The following is a 6,861-nucleotide window of genomic DNA, read 5'->3' as shown; positions in this document are numbered from 1 at the left end:
CCACCCATGAATACGAATCGAAGACGCTCGCCAAGGCCTTCTCCGACATCACCGGCATCAAGATCACCCACGACCTGATCGGCGAAGGTGACGTCGTCGAAAAGCTGCAGACCCAGATGCAGTCGGGCGAAAACGTCTACGACGCCTACATCAACGATAGCGATCTGATCGGCACCCATTGGCGCTACCAGCAGGCCCGCAACCTGACGGACTGGATGGCCAACGAAGGCAAGGACGTCACCAACCCGAACCTCGACGTCGACGACTTCATCGGCAAGTCCTTCACCACGGCGCCGGATGGTAAGCTCTACCAGCTGCCCGACCAGCAGTTCGCGAACCTCTATTGGTTCCGCTACGACTGGTTCAACGACGAGAAGAACAAGGCGGACTTCAAGGCGAAGTACGGCTACGACCTCGGCGTTCCGGTCAACTGGTCGGCCTATGAGGACATCGCCGAGTTCTTCACCGGCCGCGAAGTCGACGGCAAGAAAGTCTATGGCCACATGGACTACGGCAAGAAGGACCCGTCGCTCGGCTGGCGCTTCACCGACGCCTGGCTGTCGATGGCCGGCAACGGCGACAAGGGCATCCCGAACGGCAAGCCGGTCGACGAGTGGGGCATCAAGGTCGACGAGAACTCGCGTCCGGTCGGCTCGTGCGTTGCCCGTGGCGGCGACACCAACGGCCCGGCCGCCGTCTATTCGATCCAGAAGTATCTGGACTGGATGAAGGCCTATGCACCGGCAGCTGCCCAGGGCATGACCTTCTCGGAATCGGGCCCGGTTCCCTCGCAGGGCGAAGTCGCCCAGCAGATGTTCACCTACACGGCGTTCACCGCCGACTTCGTCAAGCCGGGCCTGCCCGTCGTCAACGAGGACGGCACACCGAAGTGGCGTTTTGCTCCGAGCCCGCATGGCGTCTACTGGAAGGACGGCATGAAGCTCGGCTACCAGGACGCCGGTTCCTGGACGCTTCTGAAGTCCACGCCTGACGACCGCGCCAAGGCCGCCTGGCTCTATGCGCAGTTCGTCACCTCGAAGACCGTCGACGTGAAGAAGAGCCATGTCGGCCTCACCTTCATCCGCCAGTCGACACTCGACCACAAGAGCTTCACGGACCGCGCTCCGAAGCTCGGCGGTCTGATCGAGTTCTACCGTTCGCCGGCCCGCCTGCAGTGGTCGCCGACCGGCACGAACGTTCCTGACTACCCGAAGCTGGCTCAGCTGTGGTGGCAGGCGATCGGCGATGCATCCTCGGGTGCCAAGTCCGCTCAGGAAGCCATGGACTCGCTGTGCGCCGAGCAGGAGAAGGTTCTCTCCCGTCTCGAACGCTCGGGCGTTCAGGGCGACATCGGTCCGAAGCTCGCCGAAGAGCACGATCTCGAGTATTGGAACAAGGACGCCGTATCCAAGGGCAACCTCGCTCCGCAGCTGAAGATCGAGAACGAGAAGGAAAAGCCGCAGACCGTCAACTACGACGATCTGGTCAAGAGCTGGCAGAAGTAAGAAACCACGGCCGCCTGCAAAACGGGCGGCCCTCATCTCCTCGGGAGATGCGGCACCGGGGTCGGCAACGGCCCCGGTTTTTCGTTGCAAACGCCTATCGGAAGCGCGCAGGAAATCCGCGGCGGCCGGCCCAAGCCACGATCAATGCCGGCAGAAGGCACGCGAGCAACGCGGCTGGGAAGATCGTCGCGCCGACGCCGGCAAGAAGCAGGCCGCCAACCAGCCCGCCTCCGGCCATCGCGGCATTCCAGGCCGTGACGATCATTGCTTGCGCGGTGTCCGCATGTGCACCTGCAGCCTTTGCCGAGGCGGTCTGAAACAGCGTCGGCGCACCGCCGAAAGCCAATCCCCAGACGAAGACACCGAGATAGATCGCAACCGGCCGGTCCCCGAGAATGAGGAACAGAAGGGAAGCCGCTGCAAAGAGCGCGATACTGGCGACGGTCGCCACGCGCAGATGACGATCGACGATCGCACCGATGATCGGGATGACGACGAGCGATGCGACGCCGAAAACAAGCAGGACCTTGTCTGCCCGTCCACTCAGCCCCGCAGGCTTAAGAAAGGGCACGATGTAGGTATAGAGGATGTTGTGGGCGAAGACGACGGCGAAGGTAACGAAGAGCACCGGACGAACACCCGGCAATCGCCACACGGACGACAGCCTGTTTGCCGTTTCTGCTCGTTCTCCCTGGAAATCGGGCAGGGCCCGCAGCGCCCAGCCAATGACCAGCACGGTGATGATGCTCAGGAATGCGAAAGCCCATCGCCAGCCGGTCAAATCCCCAAGGAACGTTCCGCCGGGGATGCCGATCGAGAGAGCCACGGGTGCGCCGAGCATTGCGATGGCTATCGCCCGACCCTGCTGATGCGGCTGCACCATCCGGCTCGCATAGCCTGCAGCCAAAGCCCACAACAGGCCGGCAAAAACGCCTGCGAAGAAACGGGCAGCCATCGTGACCGCATAATTCGGCGAAAGCGCCGTCACGGTATTTACGATCGCAAATCCTGAAATGGCCGCGATCAGCAGGGGTCGCCGTCGCCATGTCTTGGTCAGCTCGACGAGCGGAATGGCAGCGACCAGCGAACCGATGGCATAGATGGTCACCATCTGCCCGGCCATTGCCTGCGAGATACGCAGGTCGGCCGCGATTTGCGGGAGCAGGCCAGCCGGCAATGCCTCGGTCAGGATCGTGATGAACCCGGCGGTTGCCAGCGCGAGCAGCCCGGAGAGTGGAAGCCGCGCGCTGGTCGCAGCAGTTTGTGCCCGCATCGCGTCCGATCGGGATCGCGTCAAGCAGTCGGTCGATGGCATGGGATCTGTCTTTCGAAAGGCCGGCGACGCGGCTCCCTAGATCGCGGAGGCGCCACCGGGCTGGTGTCTCATCGGTGGCTAAGGCAGCACCGCGCTACTTCGAATCGGCGCTGCCGACGGCACGCCGGGGAAGCACGAGATCATCCACACGGTAAGTGTGGAACTCGCTGGACGAGACCGCATCGAGAGCGCGAAATTTCGCCAGGAAGACCGGGTCGGAAAAGAACTCCCCGACATTCCCTTCGTCGGCGATCGCTTCGACATTGACGACCGTCTTGCCATCCGTGCTCTTGGAAAGGTTGCTCCAGAGGAAGCCTTCCTTCCGCGCGGCCACGTAGTGCACCACATCCTGGATCAGCCGAAAGGCCTCCTCCTGTTTGCCCGGATGCGCGTGGATGACGTTGACGATGAACACGGTGGGCTGAGGACCGGCACTGAAGCCGGCAATAGGTGGCTGCTGCATGTTTTCTCCTTCGTCGCCGCAGACCTTCCGCGTAGCGAACGCGGATTGGCGGCGAGAAGGACTATGCCCGGCTCCCAATCGGAGAAAAATGCGCTACAACTCCGATGATACCGGACAAAAATATCCATAATGCCGGCGCCCGTAAGGAACCTGAAGTGGACAGTCTTGGAGCCCTCAATGCCTTCGTCCGTGCTGCCGAGGCGCGGAGTTTCACCGAGGCTGCCGCGCAACTCGGCGTCTCGCCTTCGGCCGTCGGCAAGGCAATTGCCCGCCTCGAGAACCGATTGAACGTCAGACTTTTTCATCGCAGCACGCGTAGCGTCACGCTCACGCCGGAAGGCTCGCTTTTCCTTGAGCGATGCCGGCGTATTTTCTGCGAGGTGGAAGCAGCAGAAACAGAACTGATGCAGACCCAGGAAGCGCCGCGAGGAAAGCTGCGCGTCAGCCTGCCAATGGCCGGCATGTTGCTGATGCCGACATTGACGGCCTTCATGCGCGCCTATCCCGACGTCGAGATCGACCTCGACTTCTCCGATCGCCTCGTCGACGTCATCGACGAAGGATTTGATGCCGTGGTGCGAACCGGCGAAATCGGCGATTCCAGACTGATGACCCGCCTGATCGGGACCTACCACCCCGTTCTGGTGGGCTCACCCGCCTACTTTGAGACCCATCGCACACCTCGGACGCCGCAAGAACTCTCACATCACCTCTGCCTGCACCATCGGTTTCCCTCAACCGGCAAGCTCGAGCCATGGCCGCTCGCGCATGACGGTTCTCCGCTCGACATCGATCTGCCGAAGACGGCCGTGTCCAATGCGTTGGAGCCCTTGATCCATATGGCCGAGCAGGGTCTTGGCATTGCCTGCCTTCCGGATTTCACGGTGAGAGAGCAGCTTGCTGCCGGCGCGCTCGTGGCGGTGCTGGAAGGGCATCTGATCCAGTGCGGCAGCTATCGCATTCTTTGGCCGTCAAGCCGGCACCTGTCGCCGAAGTTGCGCGTCTTCGTCGACTTCATGGCCGCAAACCTCTTCGCCCCGGTTCGGCCATCGGCTCAATAGGAACAACACCAACCTGTCGATGTGACCCGACACATGCCGTTTTCAAGCGCAATCAAAAGAACCGGAAAGGCGCTCCGAAATCGAAGCGCGCCTCCGAATGCATGACACGCTAGGAATGGATCACCGGAAAACGCGAAGTTTTCGCCGACCGGCGCTTGTCGAAGATCGCCCTGACCGCGCGGGTCGAGCCGTCTTCCATCTTCACGGTCATGTCCATGTAAAGGTGCCTGTCGACAAGCGCGATGCGGATATCGAAAGGCTGACCGCGGTAGTGGCTGTCGCCGCCCTCGCTCCAGCGGCCGATCCCTTCGGCGCTAAAGCCGCCTCCGGCACGCCCGAGATGCATCACCGCGAACCATCCGTCCTTACCCGTCACCTTGAGGACCGGACCGTTTCGGCTGATTTCGACCCAGCAGGTCTCGCAGCCGTCGGTGCCTGAGGCAACCTGCTGCCATTGTCCCGGGAAGCTGGCGCTGCTGGCGTTGACGATTGCCGGACAGAGAACGACCGCCAGCATGAGCATCAGACCGGGCAGGTAACAGAAGGTCAATCTCCAAGAAATCATCGAACAGGATCCCAAACGAACGGCACCGGATTTCGCTCCGGCGCATTGGACCATTACTGTTTCGCATTGCGGCAACGTTGCATGATCGCTAACATCATTCCGCCCCCGACAGCGGGTTTGCGGGCAGTGCCCGCTATGCCTGGCCGCGATAGCCGCTCCATGACCGATCTCGGGCGTTTTCCCGCTTGAGTTGTCCCTCGACAATTTCCCCCGGATTCCGGAAAGTGTTTTCGATCCGGCGACACTTGCGACATTCTGTCTCGACAACCGAAGATGGCGGTTCCCCTGTTGGAGGACGGGGGAGCCGGACTGGTCGATGTAATGGGAGGAGGAACCATGAGCGACGTTTCCAGCATACACCCGGTGGACGAGAAGCTGCCAGTAGGCAGACTTGCCACCCTTGGGATCCAGCATGTGCTTGTCATGTATGGCGGCGCCGTCGCGGTACCGCTGATCGTCGGCCGCGCGCTGCAGCTCAGCCCCCAGGACGTCGCTTTCCTGATCTCCGCCGACCTTTTCGTCTGCGGTCTCGTCACCATCATCCAGTCGCTCGGCATCGGCCGCAGCATCGGCATCCGCCTTCCCGTCATGATGGGCGTCACCTTCGCTTCCGTCGGCCCGATGGTCTCGATGGCGGCGATGACACCCGGGCAGGAGGGGGCACGCATGATTTTTGGCGCGATCATCGGCGCCGGTCTCGTGGCGCTGCTGCTCGCGCCGCTGATGGGCAGGCTGCTCAAATTCTTTCCGCCGATCGTCACCGGCACCATCATCCTCGTCATCGGCGTTTCGCTGATGCGGGTGGGCGTGAACTGGATTTTCGGTAACCCTTTCGGCCCGACGGCGCCGAAGCTTGTCGACCCAACCCACGCAGAGTGGCTGGCTGAATTGAAGAAAGTGGCGGCGACCGGTGGTCCGGCGGTGCCGGATGGCCTGGTGCTGGGCGCCACGGTGCCGAACCCGCTCTATGCGGAGCCAAGCCATATCGCGCTGGCTGCCTTCGTGCTTGTCTCCATTCTCGTGATCGCGCGCTTCGGCCGCGGGCTGATCAGCAACATCGCAGTGCTGACCGGCGTCGTCGTCGGCTGTGTCGTCGCCGCAGCACTTGGCATGATGCATTTCGACCGGGTGGCCGATGCCGGCTGGTTCGCCGTGGTCACACCGCTGCGCTTCGGCATGCCGATCTTCGATCCGGTGCTGATCGCCACCATGTCGCTCGTCATGATCGTGGTCATGATCGAATCAACAGGCATGTTCCTGGCGCTGGGTGAAATGACCAACCGCGAGGTGTCGCAACAGCAATTGACGGCGGGTCTCAGGGTCGATGGCCTTGGCACCATGATCGGCGGCCTGTTCAACACCTTCCCCTATACGAGCTTCTCGCAGAATGTCGGCCTCGTCGGCGTCACCGGCGTGAAGAGCCGCTATGTCTGCGTGATGGGCGGCGTGATCATGATCGTGCTCGGTCTGATCCCGAAGATGGGAGCGCTGGTCGAGGCGGTCCCCACCTTCGTTCTCGGCGGCGCCGGTCTGGTGATGTTCGGCATGGTGGCGGCCACCGGCGTACGGATCCTGTCGACCGTCGACTTCAAGTCGTCGCGCAACAACCTCTTCGTCGTCGCCGTCTCCGTCGGCTTCGGCCTGATCCCGCTGATCGCGCCGAACTACCTGATGTGGCTGCCACATGCGATCCACCCGATCATCGAGTCCGGCATCGTGCTTGCCTCGATCTCCGCGGTGGTGCTCAACGCCTTCTTCAACGGACTGCGCATCGAAAACTCTGCCTGCGTCGACGCCGCGAAGCTCGCCGACAGTCATTGACCTGACCAGAATACCGAAGCCCCGGCCCTCCGAAGGGAGAGCCGGGCTTTGCCGTTTCAGCCACCTCGAGGAAGCTCGACACTTCGACCGCCGCCGAAGCATTCGCTGTCACCATCGTCCTAAAAGGATGG

Annotated in this window: 6 protein-coding genes; 3 read left to right on the top strand and 3 right to left on the bottom strand. The window is 62.2% G+C overall.

The window, feature by feature from the left end:
• Positions 1–1,505 (top strand): ABC transporter substrate-binding protein (locus tag I8N66_RS10560; protein WP_291153293.1); only part of this gene is annotated, 1,505 nt, incomplete at its 5' end.
• Positions 1,506–1,599: 94 nt separating this feature from the next.
• Here I8N66_RS10560 and I8N66_RS10555 read toward each other — a convergent pair.
• On the bottom strand, positions 1,600–2,778 hold the full coding sequence (locus tag I8N66_RS10555; RefSeq protein WP_113541057.1) for an MFS transporter: 1,179 nt from the start codon (positions 2,776–2,778) through the stop codon (positions 1,600–1,602).
• A gap of 136 nt (positions 2,779–2,914) precedes the next feature.
• Complete coding sequence (locus tag I8N66_RS10550; protein WP_291153288.1) at positions 2,915–3,283, bottom strand: antibiotic biosynthesis monooxygenase; 369 nt, start codon at positions 3,281–3,283, stop codon at positions 2,915–2,917.
• Between the two features lie 155 nt (positions 3,284–3,438).
• Here I8N66_RS10550 and I8N66_RS10545 point away from each other — a divergent pair, with 155 nt between their 5' ends.
• Entirely contained in the window at positions 3,439–4,344 is a 906-nt protein-coding gene (locus I8N66_RS10545; RefSeq protein WP_291153286.1) for a LysR family transcriptional regulator, read from the top strand.
• Between the two features lie 109 nt (positions 4,345–4,453).
• Here I8N66_RS10545 and I8N66_RS10540 read toward each other — a convergent pair whose 3' ends face one another.
• On the bottom strand, positions 4,454–4,909 hold the full coding sequence (locus tag I8N66_RS10540; RefSeq protein ID WP_162768958.1) for a hypothetical protein: 456 nt from the start codon (positions 4,907–4,909) through the stop codon (positions 4,454–4,456).
• A gap of 336 nt (positions 4,910–5,245) precedes the next feature.
• On the opposite strand from I8N66_RS10540, the gene I8N66_RS10535 reads away from it, so the two are divergent.
• Positions 5,246–6,730, top strand: coding sequence for a nucleobase:cation symporter-2 family protein (locus I8N66_RS10535; RefSeq protein ID WP_113540994.1), 1,485 nt, complete (start codon positions 5,246–5,248; stop codon positions 6,728–6,730).
• The last annotated feature ends 131 nt before the right edge of the window (positions 6,731–6,861 follow it).

The sequence above is a fragment of the Ensifer sp. SSB1 genome, from assembly GCF_016652895.1.
Lineage (GTDB): Bacteria > Pseudomonadota > Alphaproteobacteria > Rhizobiales > Rhizobiaceae > Ensifer.
The sequence above is the reverse complement of the archived record's forward strand: the minus strand, read 5'-3'. Positions and strand labels throughout refer to the sequence as shown.